Source organism: Sphingobium sp. TomMM35A (assembly GCF_054771735.1).
The window spans coordinates 1,882,268-1,903,986 of the sequence record NZ_BSRC01000001.1; the positions used below are offsets into that span (position 1 = coordinate 1,882,268).

The 21,719-nt window shown below is 61.3% G+C and carries 23 protein-coding genes; all 23 read left to right on the forward strand.

Annotation, left to right across the window (positions count from 1 at the left end; translation table 11 throughout):
* Window positions 1-3: 3 nt before the first annotated feature.
* The 23 genes from ACYU8T_RS09370 (at window position 4) to ACYU8T_RS09480 (ending at window position 21,563) form a co-directional block, all read left to right on the forward strand.
* Complete coding sequence (locus tag ACYU8T_RS09370; RefSeq protein ID WP_461159241.1) at window positions 4-2,130, forward strand: tape measure protein; 2,127 nt, start codon at window positions 4-6, stop codon at window positions 2,128-2,130.
* Between the two features lie 331 nt (window positions 2,131-2,461).
* Complete coding sequence (locus tag ACYU8T_RS09375) at window positions 2,462-2,866, forward strand: hypothetical protein (RefSeq protein WP_461159242.1); 405 nt, start codon at window positions 2,462-2,464, stop codon at window positions 2,864-2,866.
* Window positions 2,863-3,057, forward strand: a complete 195-nt coding sequence (locus ACYU8T_RS09380; RefSeq protein ID WP_461159243.1) for a hypothetical protein — start codon at window positions 2,863-2,865, stop codon at window positions 3,055-3,057. Before ACYU8T_RS09375 ends, ACYU8T_RS09380 begins: the two co-directional genes overlap by 4 nt.
* A gap of 124 nt (window positions 3,058-3,181) precedes the next feature.
* Window positions 3,182-4,396, forward strand: coding sequence for a tyrosine-type recombinase/integrase (locus ACYU8T_RS09385; RefSeq protein ID WP_461159244.1), 1,215 nt, complete (start codon window positions 3,182-3,184; stop codon window positions 4,394-4,396).
* Window positions 4,368-6,035: a terminase large subunit gene (locus ACYU8T_RS09390; RefSeq protein WP_461159245.1), complete on the forward strand. Its 1,668-nt coding sequence runs from the start codon at window positions 4,368-4,370 to the stop codon at window positions 6,033-6,035. The genes ACYU8T_RS09385 and ACYU8T_RS09390 overlap by 29 nt, the downstream gene beginning before the upstream one ends.
* On the forward strand, window positions 6,032-7,255 hold the full coding sequence (locus tag ACYU8T_RS09395) for a phage portal protein (RefSeq protein ID WP_461159246.1): 1,224 nt from the start codon (window positions 6,032-6,034) through the stop codon (window positions 7,253-7,255). Before ACYU8T_RS09390 ends, ACYU8T_RS09395 begins: the two co-directional genes overlap by 4 nt.
* Window positions 7,252-7,902, forward strand: a complete 651-nt coding sequence (locus ACYU8T_RS09400) for an HK97 family phage prohead protease (protein WP_461159247.1) — start codon at window positions 7,252-7,254, stop codon at window positions 7,900-7,902. The genes ACYU8T_RS09395 and ACYU8T_RS09400 overlap by 4 nt, the downstream gene beginning before the upstream one ends.
* 30 nt (window positions 7,903-7,932) lie before the next feature.
* The gene (locus ACYU8T_RS09405; protein ID WP_461159248.1) at window positions 7,933-9,342 is read left to right on the forward strand and encodes a phage major capsid protein; all 1,410 of its coding nucleotides are present in this window, start codon (window positions 7,933-7,935) and stop codon (window positions 9,340-9,342) included.
* An 81-nt stretch (window positions 9,343-9,423) separates the two neighbouring features.
* A complete protein-coding gene (locus ACYU8T_RS09410; RefSeq protein WP_461159249.1) occupies window positions 9,424-9,624 on the forward strand; it encodes a hypothetical protein in 201 nt (66 codons plus the stop codon).
* Between the two features lie 3 nt (window positions 9,625-9,627).
* Window positions 9,628-10,146, forward strand: coding sequence for a head-tail connector protein (locus ACYU8T_RS09415; RefSeq protein WP_461159250.1), 519 nt, complete (start codon window positions 9,628-9,630; stop codon window positions 10,144-10,146).
* Window positions 10,143-10,469 (forward strand): head-tail adaptor protein, encoded by a 327-nt coding sequence (locus tag ACYU8T_RS09420; RefSeq protein WP_461159251.1) that lies wholly within the window; start codon window positions 10,143-10,145, stop codon window positions 10,467-10,469. The genes ACYU8T_RS09415 and ACYU8T_RS09420 overlap by 4 nt, the downstream gene beginning before the upstream one ends.
* A gap of 59 nt (window positions 10,470-10,528) precedes the next feature.
* Window positions 10,529-10,888: an HK97-gp10 family putative phage morphogenesis protein gene (locus ACYU8T_RS09425; RefSeq protein ID WP_461159252.1), complete on the forward strand. Its 360-nt coding sequence runs from the start codon at window positions 10,529-10,531 to the stop codon at window positions 10,886-10,888.
* A gap of 2 nt (window positions 10,889-10,890) precedes the next feature.
* Window positions 10,891-11,289, forward strand: coding sequence for a tail completion protein gp17 (gp17, locus tag ACYU8T_RS09430; protein WP_461159253.1), 399 nt, complete (start codon window positions 10,891-10,893; stop codon window positions 11,287-11,289).
* A 1-nt stretch (window position 11,290) separates the two neighbouring features.
* On the forward strand, window positions 11,291-11,746 hold the full coding sequence (locus ACYU8T_RS09435) for a phage tail protein (RefSeq protein WP_461159254.1): 456 nt from the start codon (window positions 11,291-11,293) through the stop codon (window positions 11,744-11,746).
* Entirely contained in the window at window positions 11,746-12,159 is a 414-nt protein-coding gene (locus tag ACYU8T_RS09440) for a hypothetical protein (RefSeq protein ID WP_461159255.1), read from the forward strand. Before ACYU8T_RS09435 ends, ACYU8T_RS09440 begins: the two co-directional genes overlap by 1 nt.
* 47 nt (window positions 12,160-12,206) lie before the next feature.
* Window positions 12,207-12,407 carry a hypothetical protein gene (locus tag ACYU8T_RS09445; protein ID WP_461159256.1) on the forward strand — a complete coding sequence of 67 codons (201 nt, stop codon included), beginning with the start codon at window positions 12,207-12,209 and terminating at the stop codon, window positions 12,405-12,407.
* A 420-nt stretch (window positions 12,408-12,827) separates the two neighbouring features.
* Window positions 12,828-13,367 carry a zinc ribbon domain-containing protein gene (locus ACYU8T_RS09450; protein ID WP_461159257.1) on the forward strand — a complete coding sequence of 180 codons (540 nt, stop codon included), beginning with the start codon at window positions 12,828-12,830 and terminating at the stop codon, window positions 13,365-13,367.
* Window positions 13,368-13,428: 61 nt separating this feature from the next.
* Window positions 13,429-15,549, forward strand: coding sequence for a phage tail tape measure protein (locus ACYU8T_RS09455; protein ID WP_461159258.1), 2,121 nt, complete (start codon window positions 13,429-13,431; stop codon window positions 15,547-15,549).
* A 1-nt stretch (window position 15,550) separates the two neighbouring features.
* Window positions 15,551-15,964: a hypothetical protein gene (locus ACYU8T_RS09460; RefSeq protein WP_461159259.1), complete on the forward strand. Its 414-nt coding sequence runs from the start codon at window positions 15,551-15,553 to the stop codon at window positions 15,962-15,964.
* On the forward strand, window positions 15,964-16,566 hold the full coding sequence (locus tag ACYU8T_RS09465; RefSeq protein ID WP_461159260.1) for a hypothetical protein: 603 nt from the start codon (window positions 15,964-15,966) through the stop codon (window positions 16,564-16,566). The genes ACYU8T_RS09460 and ACYU8T_RS09465 overlap by 1 nt, the downstream gene beginning before the upstream one ends.
* A 25-nt stretch (window positions 16,567-16,591) precedes the next feature.
* A complete protein-coding gene (locus tag ACYU8T_RS09470) occupies window positions 16,592-17,239 on the forward strand; it encodes a hypothetical protein (protein WP_461159261.1) in 648 nt (215 codons plus the stop codon).
* The gene (locus ACYU8T_RS09475; RefSeq protein ID WP_461159262.1) at window positions 17,236-17,655 is read left to right on the forward strand and encodes a DUF6950 family protein; all 420 of its coding nucleotides are present in this window, start codon (window positions 17,236-17,238) and stop codon (window positions 17,653-17,655) included. The genes ACYU8T_RS09470 and ACYU8T_RS09475 overlap by 4 nt, the downstream gene beginning before the upstream one ends.
* On the forward strand, window positions 17,652-21,563 hold the full coding sequence (locus ACYU8T_RS09480; protein WP_461159263.1) for a hypothetical protein: 3,912 nt from the start codon (window positions 17,652-17,654) through the stop codon (window positions 21,561-21,563). The genes ACYU8T_RS09475 and ACYU8T_RS09480 overlap by 4 nt, the downstream gene beginning before the upstream one ends.
* Window positions 21,564-21,719: the final 156 nt, after the last annotated feature.

Consider the following 21,719-nt stretch of genomic DNA (forward strand, 5'->3'; position numbering starts at 1 on the left):
GACATGGCATCTACCAAGATCGGCGCGATGCGCATCGACATTGGGGCGGACAGCGCTCAATTCGACAAGGCGATGTCGAATGTGCAGCGCAAGCTCAACGGCGCCGGCAAGAATTTCGAAACATTCGGAAGCAAGATGTCCGCAATGGGCGCGAGGCTGTCGCAGGGCCTCGCCGCTGCCTTCGCTACCACATCGATCGTAGCGGCTGGCGGCGCATATCTGAAGCTGGCCGACCAGGCAAAGCAGCTATCCGCGCAGCTGCAACTAGCAACGGCACAATTCGGCAGCTTCGGCCAGGCGCAAAAGGACGTTAACCGGATCGCGGCTGAAACCCGTAATGGGCTCACCGAAACGGGCTCCCTCTATGCCAACTTCATGAGGGCGACCCGCGAGATCGGCGGAACTCAGCAACAGGCTGCCCGCGCCACCGAGACATTCTCCAAAACGCTCAAGATCAGCGGCGCCGATGCGAGCGAGGCGGCGTCGGCGACACTTCAGTTTGGCCAGGCGCTTGCTTCGGGCGTCCTGCGCGGCGACGAGTTTAACAGCATCATGGAGGCATCCCCGCGCCTCGCCCGCCTGCTTGCCGACAGCTTGGGCGTTCCTATTGGCAGCCTGCGCAAGATGGCCGAAGAGGGGCAGCTGACAGCCGACCGGCTCTTCCGCGCCCTCACCGACCGCAAGTTCACGGATGGCATCGACGCTGAATTCAAGCAGATGCCGGTGACATTCGGCGAGGCCATGGATCAAGTCCACAATGCCGCGGTGACAGCCTTCGGCGCGTTCGATCAGGGGGGGCAGTTCTCGACCGCCCTGTCGTCCTTTGTGCTGCAAGGGTCCACCGGCTTCGGTAATATGGCCAGCGCTGCTGAGCAGATGGGTATCACCATCCGATCGGAGTTGGCTGGCATCACTGCCGTAGCGCAACAATTGATCGATACCGTTTCGTCGATCGGCTCCATGTTCCAGACGGTGGATAGCAAGCTGGGCGGCGTCATCACCAAGCTCAACTATATCGCCGGCTGGTTTAACCCCCTCAACTCAGTCAGCCGGTTCGTCCTTGGGGGCGGCACATACGAGAACGCGCGCGTAACCACCGAGCAAAAGTTGCAGGGAGAATCGGCGCAGCGTCGCTTCGATCAGATGACGTCGGGCTATGACGTGATGGGGAACCGCAAAGGTGCAGGCTACCGGCCCGCTCCAGTGGTCGCATCTGGAGGCGGAAGCAAAAAGGGTGGCGCAAGTAAGCCGCGCGCTGGCGAGACCGAGCAGGAGAAGGCGCTTAAAAGGCAGAAGGAGATGGCCGAGAAGATCTCCAGGATCATGGACGCCATGTACCCGGAGACTGCGGGCTTGCGGAAGGAGCTGGAGGCGCTTGCGGCGCTCGAAGCGGATCCAAACACGGCATTCCCTGCGCTTATGCGCCAGCGGCAGCTTGTCGCAGACGCGGCAGAGAAATCACGGCTGGAGCAGTTGGGCGGCGAACTGGAAAACGTGCCCGGCGCGCTGGATGAGGCGTGGGCGAGCGTGCAGGCGACGACGGCCAGCATGGCAGAGAAGATCGCAGTCAGCACCAGCACCGCAGGCGAAGCGTTCGTGAATATGGCGAACCAGGCGCTCAACGCCCTGTCGAACCTTGCCAATGCGATAAAGGGCGGCGGCATCCTCGACATACTCTCCAGCGCCTTCAACGCCTTCGGCTCAGTGGCGGGCACTGGCGCCTTTGGCAAAGGCCTCCAGAACAGCTTCAAGAGCTTCACGCCTATCGCGGGCTTCCGCGCGGCTGGTGGTCCGGTGTCGGCTGGCAAGACCTATGTGGTGGGGGAGAACGGCCCCGAGCTGTTCACAGCCAGGCAGTCTGGCACCATCATCCCCAACATCGACTTCAACCCGCCGCGTCTGCCCGATCGATCCGATTGGCTTCGTGAAATGCCGGGGCTCAATCATCAGAATATGGCTCCCGCGCGGGTGGTGGTCGATGTTGTGCCGAGCCCCTACTTCGATGCGCATGTGAGGAACCAGGCATTAGCAGTGGCCCGGCCGATGGCGGTAGCGGCCGGGAACTTCGGATCGCAGGCCGCGCAGATCGCAATGCAGCGGAAGGCATCGCGCCGCATCCCCGGTCAATAAGACACGACGATGCACCCGGCGCTTGCGCGTCGGGGGATCATCGTTCTAATGTGGTGATTGGGTGTGACAGCCCGGACCAGTGAACAGACGGAGCCCTTTGGCGAGGGTGCCGTCTGGTTGAGCAGATTGGCGTCTGCTCGAAGAGCGTGGATTGGCGTCCACCGCTCACCGACCCCTTATGTCGGGAGTGGGACGCACATACAAGACCCTTTTCGGAGGGGAAAACGTTCCACCTGTCTCACTGGCAGGCTGTCACCCTCCCGGCGCCAAGGCGGTCCCTTGGCAAGCGGCTGTGACAGGCCAAAACCAGTGAGAACGAAACATGCTTCAGATGAAGATCGACACAGGCGGGCGCGTCGTGACGCCCGGCGACCTCCCCTCCATCCTTGGCGCGCGCCGCGCTTACCGCGAGCTGGGCGACATGATCGAGGCGCTGATCTCACAACTCGACGTGCTGGCAGGCGACTGCGACCTCGAGTCCGAGGAGGAAATCGGCATCGACGATTTGCCGGAGGGCGAGAATGCGCCCCTCCTGCCCCAATATGGCCCTGACCAATCGGCTGGCCCGATCAACTACCGACACGCTGAGGATTTTCATAAGGCGGCCGAAGCCGTGGCGATGTCCGAAGAGGCGGGCGATGCTTGGTGCGCGGCGCGCTGGAGGAGGCATCTCGATAGCTTGGGAGCGTTCGACGCCAGCCGGCACGGCATGCTTTGCGAAGGTTACGCGGCATGACCGGCCCGGAAGCGTTTGCGCTCGGCAAGATCGAGTTCGAGCTTGATCAGATTGCCGAGATAGCGCGGGCAATGTCGGCTGGCCTCAGCACTGGAGACCCCTGCGAAGGAGGGCTGCGCGGTATCGCTGATTACCTCAGCCGGATCTCGTCCGACATCGAGCGAATGACCGACAACGTCACCAAAGATTGACCACACTTCCCCGCCCGGCGCGGCTGGGCGGGGTTCACTTGCGCATGGACACCGCCAAAATTCGACGGTTTTCTGCGCCTTTCCAGAGATTTTCTAAACGCGCATTGCGCAAGGAGTGCCCGAGATGGCGAGTGTATCGAAAAGGGAATGGAACCATAAAGGAGAGGCAAAATCAGCGTGGGTTGTCCGCTACAAGGAAGGTGGAAAGCATCGTCAGCGCACCTTCGAGCGCAAAAAGGAAGCGGACGCCTATTGCCGGAAAGTGGAAACGGAGATCGAGAGCGGGCGGCATATCGCTTGGTCCGAAACCCTGACGGTCGCCGAACTTTCCAACGAGTTTATGAAATATCAGGAGGATCGCATCAGGGACGGCCGGATAGGCCGGGGAGCCCGGGTCTTCCTCGACAATGCCATCCGGGTGCATATCGTCCCCCGAGTGGGCCACTACCGAGTGACAGAACTCACGCCTCACCATATCGCTGAAATGTACCGAGATATGACGCGCAAGGGAAAGCTGTCGCCGCAAACCGCCCGGTCTCGCATCGCGGTGATGAAGCGCGCCTTTGATTTCGGGATGCGGCGGCGGCTGGTGCGGGAAAATCCCGTGATCGAGGCGCTCCAGGAGCTTCGGGGCATCCAGCCTGCCAAAATACGGACGTTCTCGATCGAGGACGTTAAGGCGCTGCTTGAGGCGGCTGAGACAAAGAAATGGAGGGGGCAGGAGCGCGCGCATTTGTTCTTGCGATGCTCGGTTCACCTCGCTGCCTTCTGTGGCCTGCGCTTCGGCGAGATTGGCGGGCTCACTGTCGAGAACGTGGACCTAGAGCAGTGCATGATCCGCGTCCGGCACAACCTCACCCGCTATGACGAGTTGAAAGGGCCGAAAACTAAGGCGGGAAACCGCGACGTGCCAATGCCTTCACACGTCGCCGCGCTGATCGCTCAATGGATGAAACGCTACTATATTCCGAACAACCGGTCGCTGATCTTCCGCAGTCGCAATGGGGCGATCATCAACACGAACAGCTTTCATTATGCATACTGGGGGCCGTTGCTGGTGTCGGCTGGCCTCGACACAAAAGGAGAGCGCCTGCACTTCCACGCCCTGCGCCACTTCGCCGGTAGCTGGATGGTCGAAAACGGCTGGTCGCTGCCCGAGGTGGCTGGCGCGCTTGGCCATGCCAAATTCGACACCACGCTGCAGGTGTATGTCCATTCGATCCGGCCGGCTGGTGCCGCCGTCGATAGGATGCAGCAGATGGCCGACCGCCTCATATCCAGCCCTTCCCCCCTCGCGCTTCCCTCTTCCGTTGCGCAAGGCTTGCGCATGGCGTCGTAAGCTGCTGAATTTACAAGGTTTCAATTTTATCGAGAAGCTGCCTCATATTGAGGGCAACTGGTGCAAGTGCCTTGGGGCGGAGGACGGATTTCACGACGATCGCTGCGGCCTGATCGACCTTGAACCGGCCCAGATCTTCATTCTCTCGACGGTTTTCGGCTGGCGGCGCAAGGGTAACGGCCTCCGTCGGTTCACGATGGTCTATGAGGAGGTGGCGAGAAAGAATGCCAAGTCGACCAAGACGGCTGGCGTTTCGCTCTACTGCCTCTGCTGCGAGAATGAGGTCGGCCCGCAGGTACTGACAGCGGCGACGACGTTCGATCAGGCAAAGAAGGTTTTCCATCCGGCCAAGCGCATGGTCGAAAAGCAGCCTGCGCTTCAGGAGGCGTTCGGCGTCACGCCTTGGGCGAAGTCAATCACCTGCGCGGACAACGGCGGTTACATGCAACCGCTTCACGCGAAGTCGAAGAGCCAGGACGGGCACAACCCGCACCTTGTCACGCTCGACGAGTTCCACGCGCACAAGGATCGCGACCTTTTCAACGTGCTGCGCTCCGCTTTCGGCGCTCGCAAGCAGCCGCTGATGTGGGCGATCACCACGGCCGGGTCAGACATCAACGGCCCCTGCTATGAGGAGCGGACATTCGCGGCGAAGGTGCTGAACGGCAGCGTTATCGCCGAGCACTATTTCGCCATCATCTTCACGCTCGACCGGGCTGAGGACTATGGCGACGATCGCAAGGAGGGAGACGACCCCTTCGACGAGCGAAACTGGTGCAAGGCAAACCCCCTGCTCGGGGCTGCCGTGCAACTGGAAGAGCTTCGGGCCTATGCGATCGAGGCGAAGAACAACCCGGCAGCGGAAGGGGAATTCAAGACAAAGCGTCTGAACGTATGGACCGGCGCGCTCTCCGCCTGGCTGAATGTAACACAATGGCAGAAGTGCGGCGATTCGAACCTGTCTCTGGACGACTTCGAGGGGCTGGATTGCTGGATCGGTGCCGACCTTTCCAACGTCGATGACCTTTCGGCGGTAGTGCTTGCCGCTGTCGATGGCGAGGATCGGCTGCTCGTGAAGACATGGTTCTTCGTGCCGGAAGCGCGGCTGAAGAGCGAAGACACGAACGTCAAGCAAATCACCGAGTTGTATCGGCGCTGGGCGAAGGAAGGCCACCTCACGACGACCGAGGGTGACTTCATCGACCATCGCCGGATTGAGGATCTGATCCGCGAACTTAAGGAACGGCTGGCCGCCAAGAAGGCGACCTTCGACCAGTGGAACAGCGGTCTCGCGATGGCGAGCCGCCTCAACGAAGATTTCGGCGAACCCGATCAGCCTTTCGCCGTCCAGCTTGCGAAGAACGCGCGCAACGCGACGGATCCGGCGAAGGCGATCGAGGCACGCGTGAAGGCAGGGCCGCACCGCCTGCAGCATGACGATAATCCGGTGATGACCTGGATGATCGGCAACGCCGTTGTCGATCGCCGAACCGATGGGAGCCTCCTTCCGAAGAAGGAGACGGCCAACAGTCCTAACAAGATCGACGGGGTGGACGGCATGATCAACGCAACTGCCCCGATGCTACTGCCAGATTCTTCGGTGAACTTGGATGGCTGGATTGAGGGGCTCGCCGCGTGAACGTCGTCCAGCGCGTGCTTGCCACGCTGCGGAAAACGTGGACGCCTGACACTGGGCGCTCGGGCTTTCACGACCGCGATAATTTCGTGACGAACCGCGTCACAGTGGCGGACTGGAATGATGCCAGGTGCGGCAATGCGGCGCTGGGCATCTCCGCCACTTGGGCGTGCGTAAACTTGCTCGCAGGGACCATCGGCTCTCTGCCGCTCATGGTCTACCGTGAACGGAACGGCCGGCGCGAAGTTGACAAGGGGCATCGGCTCTACCCGATCCTTCACGACACACCGAACCGGTGGCAAACTGCCGTCGACTTCTGGGGCTTCATTCAGGGCTCGCTCGAGCTTTACGGAAACGCATATGCGGAGAAGCGGACGCTGGGCACCGGGATCAGCTCCCTAATTCCTATCCCGCCAGAGGCCATGACCGTCCGGCGCATCTCTCGCGAGGGTCTCGAATATGAGTGGATGGATAATGGTATCCGCTCCATCGCTGACGAAAGTCGCGTTTTGCACATCAGGGGTTTTGGTGGCGGTCCACTAGGTGGCGCGTCGACACTTGCTGTTTGCGGCCGCGCATTCAGCGCCGGTTTGAATGTCGAGGGTTCTGCCAGTTCGATGTTCCGCAACGGCGCACGCCCATCTGGCGTTCTCTCAATCGACAAGCCGCTCACGAAGGATCAGCGCCTGCTCGCGGAAACCTTGCTGCAGGAAAAATTCGTTGGCGCCATGAACGACGGCCGCCCGATGCTGCTGGATAACGGCATGAAGTGGGAGCAGTTGGCGATCAACCCGCACGATGCGCAGATGCTGGAGAGCCGCCGATTCTCAGTTGAGGAGATTTGCCGCATCTTTGGCGTGCCTCCCCACATGGTAGGACACACCGAGAGCAGCACCAGCTGGGGAACTGGCCTCGAGCAGCAAACGCTGGGTTTTCAGAAGTTTGCTCTGCGACCGCGGCTAGAGCGCATCGAACAGGCCCTCGCCAAGCAACTGTTAACACCCCAAGACCGCGCGGCGGGGGTGACGATTGAGTTCAACCTGGAAGGGCTGCTGCGCGGTGACAGCGCGGCGCGGGCCCAGTTCTACCGCGAAATGACCGGCATTGGCGCGATGACAATCAACGAGGTTCGCGCCTTGGAGAACCTGCCGCCGGTTACGGGCGGCGATGTGCCCCGCATGCAGATGCAAAATGTCCCGATCACGCAGGAAGTGACGCCATGAACAAGAGCGAATTCGCGCTGGACGTGAAGGATGTGTCCGACGCCGGATCCTTCGAAGGATATGGCAGCACCTTTGGCGGACAGCCTGACAGCTACGGTGACATCATGGTCGCCGGATGCTTCGCAGACACGCTCGTGAAGCACAAGCGTGAGGGCACGATGCCGCTCATGCTTTGGGGCCACCAGTCCAACGAATTGCCGATCGGCAACTGGGAAGACATGGCCGAGGATGGCAAGGGTCTTTGGATGAAGGGGCAACTGGATCTGGATGATCCTGTCGGCCAACGGGTCCATCGTGCGCTTAAGCGCCGCGCGGTCCGTGGTCTCTCCATCGGGTATCAGACGCTTTCCAGCGAACCGGATCCGAAGCGCTCCGGTGTGCAATTCCTCAAAGCTGTGGACCTTTGGGAGGTAAGCGTCGTGAATTTTCCGGCGAACCGTCGCTCGCTGGTTACCTCAGTGAAATCATGGGCCGATGGCGAAGTGCCTTCGGTTAGAGAATTTGAGAAGTTCCTGCGGGATGTAGGCGGCTTCTCGAACAGCAAGGCGACTGCTCTGGCATCGTCCTGCGCGCCGCATCTTCGGGGGGAGCCCGAGGGCAAGGCGAATGAAGAGCTCGTGGAGTTCCTTCAAGCTCTCCGGGGCTGATCTTTCCTCTCTGCCTAGAAAGGGCAAACAATGCAGCGATCCTATCTCATGATGGGGCTCATGGCGCTTGCGCTGTGCGTCACCATGGTGCTTCCCGACGCCGCGCACGCGGCCACCCTCCTCTCCTTCCACGCACCCGCGAACCTGGGCGATATCAGCAGTGCGGCTGCCCTCGGCATGGTCGGGCTTGGTGCCATGACCCCAACCGAAAGGCGCAAGGGTCGCTACCTCCGCGCGCCGGACGGGCACCCGCAGGGCAAGAGCGTTTCCGAAATGGCGACCGAACTGAAGAGTGCCTTCGAGCAGAAGCATGACGCAGTGAAGGAGATCGCCGAAAAGGCGCTAGCCGAAGCCCAGAAGGGCGTCGAAATGACCGGAACCGTCAAGGAACTGGCGGACGAAGCCATCACGGCGATGAACGAAGCCAAGCAGCGGCTGACCGACATCGAACAGAAGATGGACGGCATGCAGCAGGGCGATGACGCCCCGATGACAGCCGGTGAACGCTTTGTCTCTGACGAGCGGTTCAAGTCCTTCGCCGGCGAAACCCGCCCCCGCGGCCGCGTGATTATCGACGTGAAGGACATCACATCGCTGACCACCGACGCCGCTGGCTCTGTCGGTACACTGATCCAGCCGGACCGTGCATCGCCCGTCATGCTGCCCCAGCGGCGCATGACGATCCGCGCCCTGATCGCGCCCGGGCAGACGACTTCGAACTCGATCGAATACGACAAGGAGAAGGGCTTCACCAATAATGCCGCCCCGGTGGCCGAAGGTGCCCTGAAGCCGCAGTCGGAAATCCAGTTTGAAGAAGCCACTGCTGTCGTACGCACAATCGCGCACTGGATGCGTGCGAGCGTGCAGGTGCTGGCGGATGCCGCCGGGCTGCGTTCGATGATCGACCAGCGGCTGCGTTATGGCCTGTCCTATGCCGAAGAGCTTCAGTTGCTCAACGGCTCCGGCACCGGTCAGAACCTGCCAGGCATGGTGACGGAGGCAACGCCGTACGCCGCTCCGGGCGGCCTGACGGCCACCAGCCCGATCGACATCATTCGCCTGATGATCCTTCAGGTTGCCCTCGCTGAATACCCAGCGAACGGCATCGTCCTGAACCCGATCGACATGGCGGCGATCGAGATGGAGAAGGACGGCGACGGCCGTTACCTGATCGGCAATCCGCAGGGCACCATCGACAAGCGCCTGTGGGGCCTGCCCGTTGTCGAAACCCAGGCGATGGGCGTCGATAAGTCGCTGGTCGGCGCGTTCAACTTGGCCGCGCAGATCTTCGACCGGCAGGACGCCACCGTTGAAGTGTCGACCGAAGATCAGGACAATTTCGTCAAGAACAAGGTCACCATCCGTGCGGAAGAGCGCCTTGCACTCGCCATCTACCGCCCGGAAGCCCTGGTCTATGGCGATCTTGGCCGCGTAGCCTGATGAATGGTCTCGGGGCGGCTTCGGCTGCCCCGTTTTCATGAGCGCCGCCCGCGGCTCTCTTGAAAGCGAAGGAGAAGCACGATGGTGAAAGCAATCCTCACGAAGCCGCTCGACGGAGAGCCGGAAGGCACGGAGCGCGAATTCAACCAAGCAGATTTTGACCGGCTGGAGCGGCTAGGCGCTGTCACGGCGGCACCTGCCGAGAAAGCGCCTGAAGAGAAGAAGGAACCCGCTCCGTCGAACAAGCGGGCACCCGCGCCGAAGAACAAGGCTGCCGAGTAAACCATGCTCGATCTCGCCCGCGCCAAGCAGCACCTGCGCGTGTTGCACAGCGATGACGATGATCTGATCCAGACCTACCTGGATGCTGCAAAGCGTTGGGCGGAGAACTATACTGGGCAGCTGATCGACCGGCGCGAAGTCGTCCGGCACTTTGCCGCGTTCGGGCGCGGGATTGCCATCCTTGATGGTCCTGATCCCGACGTCTCGTCGATCTCTTACCTCGATGCGGCTGGGCTCTCGCAGACGTGGAGCGACTATCGCTTGGTGGCGATGCAGAATCCTGTCGTGCTGCCGGCGGTGGGCGCGAGCTGGCCCGCTGTCGGCAGCCCAGCCGGCATCACTGTCACGCTCACCGCAGGCTATGAGGATGACGATCTGCCAGAGGACCTGCAGGCAGCGATCCTCCTGCTGGTGGGGCATCTATACGCCAACCGCGAAACGGTGGCACCCGGTTCCCCGCTATCCGAAATCCCGTTCGGATCGACCGTCCTCGCTGATCCTTATCGGGCTCATCTGGTATGAAGGCCGGCCCACGCAACGAGCGCATCGTGATCGAGGCGCGCACCACCGTTGAAGATGGGTACGGCGGTGAACAGGAAACATGGGCACCGTTCGCGCCCGAATATGCCGCAGTCTATTATGGCAGCGGTTCGGAGCAGCGGGAGGCCGCGCAGCAAGGTGGATCGCAGGCGGCATCGTTCGAGGTGCTGAGCAACAGCAAGACCCGCGCCATCAGCGTGACCGATCACCGGATCGCGTTCGACGGCGGCATCTGGAACATCACGGGCGTGCACGACCTGGACAACGGCGGCCGGCGGATCACTGCGATTAGGGCTGCAGCGTGATGGCTCGCGGCGGATCTCGGCTGGAAGGCTTCAGGGAAACGTCGCGTCAGCTTAACGAGATGAGCAAGGCCATGGCCCGCGGCGTTGGGCGCAAGTCTTTGATGGTGCCGGCCGAACTGCTGGCGCGCGGTGTGCGCCGCCGGGTGCCCGTACTCAGCGGCGACACCTATGAGAGCGTCGACGTGTTGCCTGCCAAGCAACGCAAGGGCGTCGCAGTCCAGGTGGTCGTTGAAGATATTGCTTCCGTGCAGCTGGAGTTCGGCAACAGCGATCAGGCGGCCACACCCTTCTTCCGGCCGGAAGTGGATGCTGGGCGAGCCGGGCGCGACCAGGCGTTCGCTGATGCGCTCATGATTGAGACGAATGACGCTGTGATCCGCAAGGCGGCGCGCGACGCGCGGAAGCTCGGCAGGGGTTAGATATGGATTTCCAGACTGCCCTTCGGGCGCGGCTGATCGCAGACGAGGCGGTCGCCGCAATCGCCGCTGCGCGCGTCTACTGGGTCGAACGGACAAAAGGATCCGCTTATCCTGCAATCACGTTGCAGGTCATCAGCGACCCTCGGTCTTCGCACCTCAAAGGGTTTGACGGAGCGCGCAGCACTCGCGTGCAGATGGATTGCTGGGCCACGTCTTACGGCGCCGCACTTCAGCTCGCTCGCGCGGCCATAGCAGCGCTTGCCGGCCCGGCTGCGATCTTAGGCAAGAAATTTGGCAACGCACTGGTGGAAGGCCAGCGTGACCTCTCGGAACCCGTCGCTGACGGCTCAACCATTCACCGTCAGTCGGTGGATCTCATCATCTGGCACGTAGGAGACTAAGATGGCGGAAACGCAGGAAGCCACCGTTGGCTACATGGGGGAGGTCTGGCTCTACAACGGCACCGCCCTCTATGAATTGAACCAGGTCAAGTCGTTCCAGATCCCCGGCGGTGGCGAGCGCGACCAGGTCGAAACGACACACCTGAAGTCTCCCGGCTGGCGCCGCGAATATGTAAGCACCTTCTACGCTGACAGCGACTTCGAAGTGACCCTCAACAGTCGACCGCTGTCGACGACGGACACGCTACTGGAAGCTGCTCGCGCCGCGAATGACACGCGCGAGATGCTGGTGGTGCTGCCGGAGAACGGCGAACCGGTGGCTCAGATCAGCCTGACTGCGAAGTGCATCAATTATGACCGCGGCGAAGTCACGCCTGACGGCCTGATGGAGGCGACCGCCACTTTTCGCGTCGTCACGATCGAGGCGATCGAAGCCTATGTGGAGCCGACGCCCTGATGGCAAACATCCAAAAAGGTGAGGCATCCTTCACCGCCGGCGGCAAAGTCTACCGGCTGGTGATGGACTTCAACGCCTTCGCTGAGGCGGAAGATGCAGCCGATATGGGCGTTGATGACCTGCTGAAGGCCATCACTCCCGAGGTGGACGGCGAAGGCAACGTCACGAAGAAGCCGCGCATCAAGCACATGGGCGCCATTCTTTACGGAGCGCTGAAAGCTCATCAGCCCAACATCAGCCTTCCCGACGCTATCAACCTCATGAACGACGGCGGCGAGGCAGTAGGTGAGGCGATCGCCAAGGCTCTGAACGGTGCGATGCCGAAGGCGGATGCGAGTGCGGAGGGAAAGGCGGAAGTGCTAGGCCCTGGGACTGGGACGAAGCCCAGCAGGACTGGTCGGCAGAAAGGCTAGAGCCATGCGCTTTCTGGCGCCAAACCTTTCGAAGCTACAGCAACGTCATGCGCGGCCGCGCGAAAGGAAACCAGGAGCGCATCATCGTTCTGGCGCACCAGATCGAAATCATGGCGCGCCAGAAGAGCCTGCGGCCCGTGAAGCACTATCTGCCCAAGTCGCAGGAAGCGACGAAGCGAAACGGGGCATCGGCCGTGCTGGCGATGATGAAAAGGATGCAGGAACAGCAGAGCGGTGCTAAGCCGTAGGAATGATTTCCTTTCTTGCCGCCGTCGTGGCCTCTGGCGTCTCCTTCACCTGCACGCCCACCGCTATTTATGACGGCGATGGACCGATCTGGTGCGCGGAGGGACCGAAGATACGGCTGGCGGGCATCGCCGCGCGGGAGATGGACGGCACCTGTCGATCTAACCAGCCCTGCCCGAAGGCAGGCGCGGTAGAAGCAAGGAATCACCTTGCGTCTCTGATTGGTAAGCCGATCGGCAGACGGCCGGAAGGCCATGTCCTGGTAAAGGCTGCACCGCTTAGTTGCCTCTCTGAAGGTAATGGGCGCGGTTCGCGGACGGCCGCATGGTGCAAGACGGTGCGGGGTGTTGACCTCTCCTGCGCTATGGTGCGATCTGGTATGGCGCTAAGATGGGCGCGATATCAGGGGGATAGTGTCTGTCATGAAGTCCGACGAGCGAAAGTGCTCGAAGTGCGCTGAGATCGTAAAGAAGGAAGCGCAGGTTTGTAAGCACTGCGGGCATGAATTTTCGTCCGCCGAAATCAATGGCTATAAAAAAGCGGATGCCGACGCGAAACGCAACGGCACCATCGGTTGCATCGTGCTGGTCGTGGCGCTTTTCGCCCTTGGAAAATGCGCGCTCGCTCCAAGCGAGGAAGACAAAGCCAAGCAGGCGGCGGAAGCTAAGGCGGAAGAGACGAAGAAGGCGGACGAACGGCGCAAAGGCTTCCATTGCCTCAGCTCCTGGGATGGTTCAAACCGCAGCACTGTCGAGCAGATCACCCGCAATCTTCGGAACCCCGATTCTTTTGAGCATGTGGAGACGAGAATCGCTCCCGCCAACAAGGATGGAAAGCACCCTCTCACCATGGAGTACCGCGCTCAGAACGGCTTTGGTGGAATGAACGTGGGGCGCACTGTGGCAATGGTGAACCCGGAAACTTGCGACGCCACAATACTGGCGAACGAGGGCAATAGCTGAAAAGCGGCACATCTAAAGTTACAGGGCGGTCTTCGGGCCGCCTTTTTTATTGGGAGGCTTCATGGCTTCAGGTCAAGGCCAAGGCGTCGTTCTCGGCTATCTTCGCTATGTGCTGGGCTTCGACAGCCTCGCCTTTCAGGAAGGTGTTGGCGATGCTGAAAAGCGGCTGAAGGCAGCGCAGAAGTCGATCAGCAAGACGGCGGACGGCTTCAAGAACATTGGCGCTAAGCTGTCGCTAGCGGTGACTGCTCCCCTGGCAGCCTTCGCCGCCAAGTCGTTCAGCGCTGCAACCGATGCGGTGGAGCTCCAATCCGCTTTCGACCAGACGTTCGGCAAGATGGCAGAGTCCATGAACAAGTGGGCCGAACAAACTGGCGACGCGATGGGTCGGTCCACGCAGGAGATGCAGAAGGCAGCGAACACCTTCGGCATATTCTTCAACACGGCTGACCCATCGAAGGCGGCCGCCATGTCGCAGGAGTTCGCCAAGCTCGCACAGGACCTCGGCAGCTTCTACAATACGGACACGGAAACGGCGATTGAGAAGCTGCGTTCGGGCCTGTCAGGCGAAAGCGAGCCGCTGCGCGATTTTGGCGTCTTCCTGACCGAGGCAACTGTCCAGGCCAAGGCTATGGAGATGGGTCTGACCGGCGTCGGCAATGAACTGACGGAACAAGAGAAGATCCTTGCCCGCTACCAGTTGATCTTGGAGGCCACGAAGAACGCGCAGGGCGACGTGGCCCGAACCAGCGACGGCACGGCAAACCAGATGCGGGCGGCTCAAGCGGCGTTTGAGGAACTTCAGGTCACGGTTGGCACGAAACTTCTGCCAGTCCTAACGCCGCTAATCACGAAGCTGGCCGAAGCGCTTAATTGGTTCACCACCCTGCCCCAGCCAGTTCAGAACACAGCGCTTGCAGTGGGCGCCATAGCCGCAGTGGTTGGCCCTATCGCTCTCGGCATCGGCGGAATCATGTCTGGCTTTGCTGCCCTACTGCCCATTCTCACAACCATTGCTGGCTTCGTCGTGGCGTCCCTTATACCTGCTCTCGCCAGTATTGCCGTAGCGCTCTCGCCCATCCTTATCCCGCTTGCGGCGGTCGCGGCTGCGGTAGGAGCCGTCTACTATGTCTGGAAAAATTGGGACACCATCGGTCCGATCCTCGCGCGCCTCTACAATGGAGTAAAGACATGGCTCGTCGATAAGCTCGGCCGAGTTTGGGATTGGCTCCAAGGCAAGATCAAGGCTGTCGGTCAGTGGTTCTTCGAACTCTACGATGCTGTAGTCGGCCATTCATATGTTCCCGACATGGTGGACGAGATCGGGGAGAATATGGCTCGGCTGCAAAAGCTGATGGTTGATCCGGCACGGTCCACGACGCAATCGACCGGCGACCAGTTCAGCGCCATGGCGCAGCGGATCGGCGGCATTCTTGACGAACTATTCCCCAAAGCTGCAGCGCTGCGTGAGGAATTGGCCAAGCTCGCCGCGCTTGAAGCAGACACCACCCTGTCGCCTGAACTCCGCACCATCGCCATTTCTCGCCAATCTGCGCGGGTCAATGATGCTCGTCAGGCGGCGACCGACGAGATGTTCCCGCAACTGCAGCAAGTGCCGGGCGCGCTTGATGAGGCATGGGAAGCCGTGAAGGCGACAACAGCAGATGCTGCCTCCCGCATAGCCGTAAGTACGGCAGCGGCCGGCGAGGCATTCGTGGACATGGCGAACAAGTCGCTCAACGCCCTGTCTAATCTCGCCAGCGCCATCAAGGGCGGCGGGGTACTGGATATCCTCTCCAGTGCCTTCAACGCGTTCGGAGCCATCGCTGGTACAGGGGTGCTGGGCAAGGGCTTGGGCAACAGCTTCAAGAACTTCACGCCGATCTCTGGCTTCCGGGCAAATGGCGGTCCGGTGAGCGGCGGTAAATCCTACATTGTGGGCGAGCGAGGGCCTGAACTCTTCACGGCGTCTCGTTCTGGCTACATCCACCCGAATGGCACGAACGACAACGGTGGGCGCAGTCGCTTTGAAATTGTGCCTTCGCCTTATTTCGACGTGATCGTCGAGCAACGCGCAGCTGGCATCGCCGCTCCCATGGCCGTCGCCTCGGGAGTGCAGGCCCGTAGCGCAGCCGGTGCGGATGCGGCACGATCCGCTCGCCGTCGCATTCCGGGGAGATGATATGAACACCAAGGCCGAAGCTGAGTATATCGAGCGCATCCGGGTGCAGGCTCTCATTGCCGAAAAGCTACTCGCTGCGCTTATGCTGGTGAATGGCGGCGCCATTGTCGGCCTGTTCACCTTCATCGGCAACGCAGGCGACACACTCACCATCGACACGGCCCGCGTTTGGTGGAGTTTTGCAGCCTTCATCATCGGACTAGTCGCGGCGCTGTCAGCCTTCGCCTGCGCGTTCCTCTCGCAGCACCATTATACGCTCGCCTGCCACTATGAGATGGAGGGTGCGGCCGAACGGGAACGAGCTGAGATCATCGCGGGCGGAAAGGTTTATGCTACCGGCATCGTCGCAGCGATCGGATCTGTAATTGCGTTCGGCAGCGGGGCCTTTCTGGCGCTCATGGGCGTGCTGCCGTAATGGCCGTCATCGCCCTGCCCGATTGGGTCGTGCCGAATGGTGCGGAGCCTTTTCTGCGTGACTTCGGCGCGGTCCTGACGCCCTTCCTCGGAGGGCCGGAACAGCGTATCAACCGATTGGGTACAAGGTTCGGCCTTCGCATCACGCTGCCCGCCATGCCCACCCGTGACAAAGCGTTGCTGATTCAATCCCGCCTTTTGCGTGCGCGCGAGGATCGCCTGCGCATGGAATGGCCGCAGCCGGATTTCGACCCAGGGTCACCGGGGGCTCCGCTGGTTTCGGCGGCAGTGGCATCGGGAACAGCGCTGCCACTGAAGGGGATGACCGCAGGCTATGCTCTGAAAGAGGGGCAGATGCTCGCGATCGTCCATGGCGGGCGACGCTACATGCATATGATCGCTGCGGACGTTACCGTTGCGGGCGGCGGCACCGCCTCTGCATCGATCTGGCCCATGCTCCGGACGCCGCTTTCCAACAATGATGTGGTTGAGATCGCCTCGCCCAATATCGAAGGGCTCGTATCGCCCGGTGACGAACTGTCGTGGCAGATCTCTGTCGATCGGCTGGCGTCCTTTTCCTTTACCCTCTCCGAGGGCGCTTAATCCTTTCTGACATCGGGGGTTTCCCTTGGATCCAGCACTCAAAAGTGCGCTGGCGCAGCCCAGCGTGCTGCTCTTCGGCGCGCTCAAGATCGAACTGCCCAGCTACACGCTACGGCTGGTCGACGGCTCGGCCACCATCGTGATCGGCGGGGAAACCTATGTCGGTCAGGACGCGACCTTCGGCACCATCGCGGAAATGTCGCAGATGACCGAAGAGATCGGCGACAATGCTCCGGAAATCACCGTCGCGCTCTACCCGCCAGATGTGTCGGCAACCGCCACGCTCTCGCACCCGAACATGCAGGGCAGCCGCGCCACGCTGATGGTGGGGGCTGCCGATCCCATCTCAGGCCTCGCCATCGGCACGCCCGAAGTCCTGTTCCTGGGCGAGATCGACGTGCCGACCATCAGCATCGAGCCGAGCGGTGCGCGCAAGGTGGAATATACCATCGTCAGCGTGTTCGAGCGCCTGTTTGAGGTCGAGGAAGGGCAGCGCGCCAGTAATGGGTGGCTGCAATCAATCTGGCCCGGCGATCTCGGGCTCGAGCATATGACCGGCACCGACGTCAATTTGTACTGGGGCGCAAAGCCGCCCCAGGGCAGCAATCAGAAGAGCGGCATCGCTGGATGGTTTGGCGCTGCGCAGAAGGCGCAAACGAGGCTTCAGCGATGACCCCGCTTGAGCGCCGCCACGCCGCGATCGAGGCGACCATGGCGCGGTACCGCGACAAGCCGTTCCAGTGGGGCAAGGTGGACTGCGCCAAGGTCGCCGCGTTCCACCTGAAGAAGCTCGGGCACAAGATCAGCATCAGCAAGGCAGGCGCATACCAGTCGCCTTTGGGTGCCGCCCGCGCCCTGAAACGTCTGGGCTATTCCAACTTGGCAGAGATGGCGGATGGCATCGGTCTCACCCGTATTCCCTATTCCCGCATGCTGCTGGGCGACATCGCGGAAGTCGAGGGCGACACCGCGATCGGCGCCATCGGCCTCTATGCGGGCAACGGCAACCTCTTCTGCTTCCATGAGGATCATCCAGGCCTGGTGACGATGACGCCGAACAAGATCCTGCGCGCCTGGAGCGTTCTATGAGCAAGGCGCTTCGGACCGTCGGCATGGTGGTCGGCGCGGTTGCCCTTGTGGCGGCCACCGCTGGACTCGCTGCTCCAGCTGTCGCGGCGACTGCGACTACAGCAGCTAGCGCAGGCGGCGTCCTGGGCGTCTCTGCTGCTACCTTGGCAGCCATCGGCACATATGGCAGCCTCGCCGCCGGCGTTCTGTCCATGGCGGCCCAGGCTACAGCGCCCGGCTTTTCCGCGGAAGGCAGCGCCACCACATTCCAAACCAATCCGCAATCCGGCCTTCCCTATGCCATGGGTCGCACCCGCATGTCGGGCCTGCGCGTCTATGCCCGCACCTATGACGGGTTCAAGCAGCAGTCGAAGGATGACATCCTCGCCTTCGTCGCGCTGCTGTCGATCGCTGGGCCGATCCATTCGATAGAGAAGTTCACGGCCGACAATGAGCTGGTGACGTTCGCGCCCAACGGTGATGCCAACGGGCGGTTCTACCGCTACATGGCGCAGAGTCTGTCCCTCGGCAATTCGCCAGGCTCCGCCTTAGCGCTGCAATTTGGCGGCAAACCTTTCCCTGAATGGGGCGCAAACCACAGGCTGAACGGAATCACGCATGCGCAATGGGCACTGCGCTTCGACACCGATGGCAACCTATACGGCGCCGGAGCACCTGAACCAGCCTGGGTGGGGAAGTGGGTCAAAGTCTACGACCCGCGCAAAGACAGCACCTATCCGGGCGGCTCCGGCCCTCACCGTGCGCTGAACGAAGCAACCTATGAGTGGTCCGACAATCCCGGACTGCACGCCCTCACCTGGGCGCTCGGCCGTTGGCAGAATGGAAAGCGGGTTTGCGGTATCGGCGCGCCGGTCGCCAACATCCGGGTGGCTGAGTTCGTCGAATGCGCCAACGTCTGTGATGCCAATGGCTGGAAAGTCGGCGGTGCCGAGTGGACGACGGACAGCAAGTGGGACACGCTGAAGCGCATCCTGCAGGCTGGCGGCGCAATCCCCACCCAGACCGGCGCGATGATCGGCTGCCTCACGTCTACGCCGCGCACCGCCATCGCGACGATCGAAAGCCGCCATCTGCTCGACGGCCTATCGCTCGCTGCGACGAAGAGCCGCCGCGACCGCTTCAACACCGTCATTCCCCGCTATGTCGATGAGGATAGCGACTGGGCTGTCATCAGCGGCACCGCCGTCACCGAGCCCGTCTATGTCACGGATGACGGTGGCCAGCGGACCAAAGAAATCGACTTCCCGCTGGTGCAGGTGTTCAGCGGCGAGGAAGCTACGCAGCCTGGCCAGCTCGCCGCCTATGCAATCGTCAACAGCCGCGAAGCAGGCCCCTTCACCTGGACGACCGGGCCCGAATGGATTGGGCTGAAGACGGGCGACGTCGTCTATCTCAATGTGCCCGAGGAAGGACTGGTGAATCAGCCGGTTCTCATCACCCGGCGCGCGCCAGATCCGGCGACCGGCAAGGTGTCGTTCGCTGGCGAGACGGAAACCTATTCCAAGCATGCCTATGCGCTGGGGCAGTCCACCACACCGCCAGCACCGTTCAGCCTGACCGCGCCGGACCTGAAGCCTGCCGCTCCCGAGGTGGCAAACTGGAGCGTGTCTGGGGCGACGTCAGGTGAAGGTTTTCCGGCCCTGCTGGTTGCAGGGCAAAGCGAGATGCCGTCGGCGGATAGCGTCATCATCGGCTATCGCAAGACTGGCGATGAGGCATGGATCAGCTCTGCTATCCTCTCAGCTGTAGGGCCGGTCAGTCACACTATCGCGCCTTTGGCCAGCGAGACCGCCTATGATGTCCGGATCGCTTACCGTGTCGGCACAATCCACGGCAACACGACGATTTTCACCAATGTCATAACCGGCCTAGGCAAGCTGACGATCATCGAGCAGCAGCAGACGGATATCGACGCGGAACTGGCGCAACTAGAAGTCGACACCGCCGCCGCCGCTCTCGCCATTGCCGCTGCTGAAACCACCATCACGAACATGCAGGCGGACGCCGCTGCGGTGCAGGCGGCGCTTACCCAGGCTCATGCTGATATCCTCTCAGCGCAGGAAGACATCCTCGCGAACGGGGAAGATATAGAGACGATCGAAACGACGCTTGGCCAGCACGGCGCCGCAATTACCAGCCTGCAAACCACCGCCAGCAATCAGGCGGGGCAACTTGCAGCGCTCGCCAGCACCGTCAGTACGCAGAGCGCGTCGATCACCTTTAACAGCACCGCGATTACGACACTGCAGGGGAGCGTCGCCAGCCTGGCTACGCTGGTTTCAGCTGGGAGCCCCAACCTCCTGCCGAACGGCGGATTTGAAAACGGCCTGGCTGGATGGACTGGCTCGAATGGGGTGTATTCCAAGCATCTTTCCAACAGCTGGGGGAGCACAGCCTATTCGACCACTAACATCGGCAATGGCTCTTACACCATGCTCCAGAGCAACAACATCCCGGTATGGTTGATGGAGCATACACTTACTGCAGACAGCGCCTTTTCCGTCGCTGGCGGCGCTGGCGTCGCGTACGTCGAGATCAATTGGATTGGGTCGGATGGCGTTACCCTTGTGGGGCAAAGCTCTGGCCCGGCGCGCCCGCAAGGATATGATTTTACACTTCATGGCGAAGGTCGTTCGCTTCATAAGCTGACCGCTTCTCCACCATCAGGCGCAAGCTTCGCCAAGGTCAATCTCGTCGCCCGCAAAGACAGCGGAACCCTATCGTTGATTGCATGGCGTCAGGTGAAGTTCGAGGCGGGCGGCGCCGCAACCGCATACACGCCAGAAGCCCAGGTAGCGCAGACGGCCCAAGCGGTTACAACAGTTGCGGGGCAGTACGCCACGCTGTCCACCACTGTATCGACGCAAGGATCGAGCATTACGACCCTGCAATCGTCCATGACGACTGCGCAAGCCAATATCGCGGCCCTTCAAAGCACCGTCGCAACGCAGGGCGCATCGATCACCTCGAATGCGACCGCCATCACCGACCTTCAGGGGAACCTGGGAACGTTGACGACGAAAGTTTCGGCGGGAATTCAGCCTAATCTTCTGAAAAACCCAACCTTTGAGAACGGCTTGGCGGATTGGGGTGCTGTTGGCGCGGGCTGGTTTAGTACTGTTAATGGCGGATGGGGCAGCATGGCGGGGACCGTCACTTCTCCGGCCAATGGCGCATACATCTACCTCCAGTCTTCGCGCGTGCCTGCCTTCGCTGGTGTACAGTTTACGCTTGCTTCTGACTGTGCACTGATCTTCTCTGGAGGTTCGGCAATCGCCTACACCGAGCTCAACTTCTATGACTCCGGCGACAATCTCATTTCGCAAGCGCAGGGAGCTATTCGATCCTTCAGCAAGGATTTTGACGTGACCGGCGAAGGCCGAGCGGCAATGAAGGTCACGGCAACCAGCCCGGCTAACACTGCTTATATTCGTGCATCTCTTGTTTGCCGGAAGGATAGTGGGACGCTTTCACTCATCTTCTGGCGTCAGGTAAAGCTGGAATATGGCGGGTCTCCGACGTTCTATTCGTCGGAAGCCAGTATTGCGCAGACGTTCAGTGCTCTCTCCACCCTAACCACCCAATATGCCTCGCTCAGCAGCACCGTCAGCACGCAGGGCGTCACGATCACCAGCCAGCAGACGGCGATCACCACGATCAACGGGAATATCACGACGCTGTTCGGCCGGGCCGCGCTGACCGTGGACGTGAACGGGCGCATCACGGGGTACGAGATCAACAATAACGGGACGGTGGGCAGCTTCACCATCCGCTCCGATCGTTTCCGTGTCCTGCCGCCGAGCGGCACTACTGACGGCTTCTATATCGACATCGACGGAAGCAATCGAACGACGCAGTACATCCGCAGCGGGTCAGTGCGTGTCGTAGAGCTGGGCTGGCTAAGCTAATGCCCTATGGCATCCGCGTTCGGGACTCGAGCGGTAACCTGATGGTGGACACGACAGACAATCTTGGTCGCGCGCTTGGCCAGGTGTCTACCGGAACAAGCGACGGCAGCATCACAGTTACTGATTGGTCGGCTCAGGGGGTGAAATTTGCGCTGC

Excerpts from the sequence above, each read along its gene's own strand:
- ACYU8T_RS09420 (WP_461159251.1), top strand. The coding sequence starts at position 10,143 with ATGAAGGCCGGCCCACGCAACGAGCGCATCGTGATCGAGGCGCGCACC.
- ACYU8T_RS09380 (WP_461159243.1), top strand. The coding sequence starts at position 2,863 with ATGACCGGCCCGGAAGCGTTTGCGCTCGGCAAGATCGAGTTCGAGCTT.
- ACYU8T_RS09450 (WP_461159257.1), top strand. The coding sequence starts at position 12,828 with ATGAAGTCCGACGAGCGAAAGTGCTCGAAGTGCGCTGAGATCGTAAAG.
- ACYU8T_RS09440 (WP_461159255.1), top strand. The coding sequence starts at position 11,746 with ATGGCAAACATCCAAAAAGGTGAGGCATCCTTCACCGCCGGCGGCAAA.
- ACYU8T_RS09400 (WP_461159247.1), top strand. The coding sequence starts at position 7,252 with ATGAACAAGAGCGAATTCGCGCTGGACGTGAAGGATGTGTCCGACGCC.
- ACYU8T_RS09460 (WP_461159259.1), top strand. The coding sequence starts at position 15,551 with ATGAACACCAAGGCCGAAGCTGAGTATATCGAGCGCATCCGGGTGCAG.
- ACYU8T_RS09410 (WP_461159249.1), top strand. The coding sequence starts at position 9,424 with ATGGTGAAAGCAATCCTCACGAAGCCGCTCGACGGAGAGCCGGAAGGC.
- gp17 (WP_461159253.1), top strand. The coding sequence starts at position 10,891 with ATGGATTTCCAGACTGCCCTTCGGGCGCGGCTGATCGCAGACGAGGCG.
- ACYU8T_RS09435 (WP_461159254.1), top strand. The coding sequence starts at position 11,291 with ATGGCGGAAACGCAGGAAGCCACCGTTGGCTACATGGGGGAGGTCTGG.
- ACYU8T_RS09375 (WP_461159242.1), top strand. The coding sequence starts at position 2,462 with ATGAAGATCGACACAGGCGGGCGCGTCGTGACGCCCGGCGACCTCCCC.
- ACYU8T_RS09445 (WP_461159256.1), top strand. The coding sequence starts at position 12,207 with ATGCGCGGCCGCGCGAAAGGAAACCAGGAGCGCATCATCGTTCTGGCG.
- ACYU8T_RS09425 (WP_461159252.1), top strand. The coding sequence starts at position 10,529 with ATGAGCAAGGCCATGGCCCGCGGCGTTGGGCGCAAGTCTTTGATGGTG.
- ACYU8T_RS09385 (WP_461159244.1), top strand. The coding sequence starts at position 3,182 with ATGGCGAGTGTATCGAAAAGGGAATGGAACCATAAAGGAGAGGCAAAA.
- ACYU8T_RS09370 (WP_461159241.1), top strand. The coding sequence starts at position 4 with ATGGCATCTACCAAGATCGGCGCGATGCGCATCGACATTGGGGCGGAC.
- ACYU8T_RS09465 (WP_461159260.1), top strand. The coding sequence starts at position 15,964 with ATGGCCGTCATCGCCCTGCCCGATTGGGTCGTGCCGAATGGTGCGGAG.
- ACYU8T_RS09455 (WP_461159258.1), top strand. The coding sequence starts at position 13,429 with ATGGCTTCAGGTCAAGGCCAAGGCGTCGTTCTCGGCTATCTTCGCTAT.
- ACYU8T_RS09405 (WP_461159248.1), top strand. The coding sequence starts at position 7,933 with ATGCAGCGATCCTATCTCATGATGGGGCTCATGGCGCTTGCGCTGTGC.
- ACYU8T_RS09415 (WP_461159250.1), top strand. The coding sequence starts at position 9,628 with ATGCTCGATCTCGCCCGCGCCAAGCAGCACCTGCGCGTGTTGCACAGC.
- ACYU8T_RS09480 (WP_461159263.1), top strand. The coding sequence starts at position 17,652 with ATGAGCAAGGCGCTTCGGACCGTCGGCATGGTGGTCGGCGCGGTTGCC.
- ACYU8T_RS09475 (WP_461159262.1), top strand. The coding sequence starts at position 17,236 with ATGACCCCGCTTGAGCGCCGCCACGCCGCGATCGAGGCGACCATGGCG.